Annotated in this window: 4 protein-coding genes; all 4 read left to right on the plus strand. The window is 38.1% G+C overall.

Annotated elements, in window-relative coordinates; all coding sequences use genetic code 11:
- Positions 1–156 precede the first annotated feature (156 nt).
- Genes F596_RS0110620 through F596_RS0110630 form a run of 4 tightly spaced genes read left to right on the plus strand, consistent with a single transcriptional unit; the run spans position 157 to position 1,695 of the window.
- A complete protein-coding gene (locus tag F596_RS0110620) occupies positions 157–519 on the plus strand; it encodes a hypothetical protein (RefSeq protein WP_024992677.1) in 363 nt (120 codons plus the stop codon).
- 36 nt (positions 520–555) lie between these two features.
- On the plus strand, positions 556–1,269 hold the full coding sequence (locus F596_RS0110625; protein WP_019036933.1) for an SH3 beta-barrel fold-containing protein: 714 nt from the start codon (positions 556–558) through the stop codon (positions 1,267–1,269).
- A gap of 46 nt (positions 1,270–1,315) precedes the next feature.
- The gene (locus F596_RS12085) at positions 1,316–1,465 is read left to right on the plus strand and encodes a hypothetical protein (RefSeq protein ID WP_154648207.1); all 150 of its coding nucleotides are present in this window, start codon (positions 1,316–1,318) and stop codon (positions 1,463–1,465) included.
- A complete protein-coding gene (locus tag F596_RS0110630) occupies positions 1,462–1,695 on the plus strand; it encodes a hypothetical protein (protein ID WP_019036934.1) in 234 nt (77 codons plus the stop codon). Before F596_RS12085 ends, F596_RS0110630 begins: the two co-directional genes overlap by 4 nt.
- Positions 1,696–2,006: the final 311 nt, after the last annotated feature.

Raw genomic sequence — 2,006 nt, forward strand, 5'->3', positions numbered from 1 at the left:
GATTTGGGTTTTCCATGAGAATATCCTTAAATTACTTTGCTTATCTTCCTAATGACCTTACTACCTCATTTGCACGTAAAATTTGAAAGCCCGACCGTGATGCTGCAAAAGCAGTTGAACGAGAGGGAAATGTATCACTTATTAACAACAAGAATTATGACAAACAACTATGCTATCTTGCTATCGTTAGGCTTCTGTAAGGAAGATTATAAGTTTGAAAACTTCAAATCTGATTTTGGTTACGATTGGACAAGTGAAGATTTAGACGATGCTATTGAGAGTGCAGGATTTGATATACGAAATGTAAGAAACTGCTTGATGGATATACTTTGGTTTAAAGTTGTGTATGAATATGTTGATAATAAAGGCTGTGATAGAGAAGACTTTGATTGCTATGTGAACGGCTCACTTGACACCCACTTCTACTTCAAGGAGACTGAGGTAAATTCAACAGAAGACATAGAAGAACTTCTTGAAAGGGGAAATGAAATATCACATCGTCAAGTTTTTAATGCTTGACGATGTTTTACATAAACAAATAACAATCTCATCAATATGGAAAATCTATTTGAGACTTTAGTTGAGAAACTTCGCAAAGGCATTGTTTCTTTCGTGTATCGTAAGAAAGACGGCACGGAACGTCATGCGTGTGGTACGCTATATGGTATAGGACACACCATTAAGGGCAACAGCATTCATCACCATAGCAAATTTACACTTGCTTACTATGATGTAGATTGTAAGGGGTGGAGGTCGTTTCTTATTGACAACCTCATTGAGGTAGGCGAACTTCGTAAAGGCACAATAGCAGAACATCATGACATTTGTCTTGCACTTGTTGTGAAACTGAAAGAGAAGATGAAGAAAGACGGAGTTACAGCTTTTGCTTATCGTAAAGTTGATGGTTCTGTGAGATATGCACACGGCATTCTTTCGGATAATATAGATATTACGGGACAATACTTTGTCTATTATGACACAGACAAGCAAGAAGAACGTAAATTTCGTATTGACGCTTTCATTGGTTTTGGTGAGCCATCAAATATTGAGGTAAACAACATCTTCACAAGCAATGAAGAGCAACAAGTGACAAGTGGTAAGTCTTACAATGACTTTAGTCAGCTTGATATTAAGACCATTCTTGCAAAGAAAGGCATAGATATTGAGGACACCGAGAATTTCATGGTCATAGACTTATTGCCCGAGCTGAATAAGGAACAGCTAAAAGACCTAATCATAAAGGCAACATCGAGGCTTGCAGAGTTATAAAAGGCAACGGAGGGGCTTAACTACCCCTCCACAAACTTATATGTTTATGAAACAAGCAAATCCTGAGAAGAGAACGCACCGCTATTGTACTAAATGTAATCATGAAGTGCAGTATGAACGAGTATTAGACTATCCCTTTTATTGTCCGCAGTGTGATGAAAATATGTATAACTTTGAAACGTATAGAAGAAAATGAGGTATCCAAGAGTAGATGTATTCAAGCGCACGAAGTATAGTCCTATTTACCAAGAGATTTATCAAGTAGATACTATGCGCCCTAACCGACCAATACGCAGCAAGGCAAGTATGACTAAGCAACAAGCGAATGCTTATGCAAGACGTGAGCTTGCTTTATTAAAGAAAGAGGGATATGAGAAAGTTGTTTATAATTCTATGATGATAGACTTATCAAAGTTTATCCGTTAGAAGAAAGTCCGTGGTTTGTCGCCACGGATTTTTGCTGTGTGCTGTTCCTAATGGTCGCAGCACAGATCTATCATAGCCCTCTTTCATTTTACAAGCCCTTGATTATATATACAAAACCTCCCTTTTGCCCTATCAAAACACACTATCGCAAGTTTTTCATTCTTACTTTCCCTCATGTTTTCTGCTTTATCCTCACAGCGTAGCCAGTGTTCTGCAAAGCATTAGGAACGCACTTATCTCATATACATGAGCGTGCTTATCCTTTCTGCTTTGCAGAACACAGGCTACGCTGAAACCCTTAAAACAGACAG

Origin of the sequence: Prevotella amnii DSM 23384 = JCM 14753 (assembly GCF_000378745.1) — a bacterium.
Taxonomy (GTDB): domain Bacteria; phylum Bacteroidota; class Bacteroidia; order Bacteroidales; family Bacteroidaceae; genus Prevotella; species Prevotella amnii.

Coding starts and splice junctions, on each gene's coding strand:
- F596_RS0110620 (WP_024992677.1), top strand. CDS start 157: ATGACAAACAACTATGCTATCTTGCTATCGTTAGGCTTCTGTAAGGAA.
- F596_RS0110625 (WP_019036933.1), top strand. CDS start 556: ATGGAAAATCTATTTGAGACTTTAGTTGAGAAACTTCGCAAAGGCATT.
- F596_RS12085 (WP_154648207.1), top strand. CDS start 1,316: ATGAAACAAGCAAATCCTGAGAAGAGAACGCACCGCTATTGTACTAAA.
- F596_RS0110630 (WP_019036934.1), top strand. CDS start 1,462: ATGAGGTATCCAAGAGTAGATGTATTCAAGCGCACGAAGTATAGTCCT.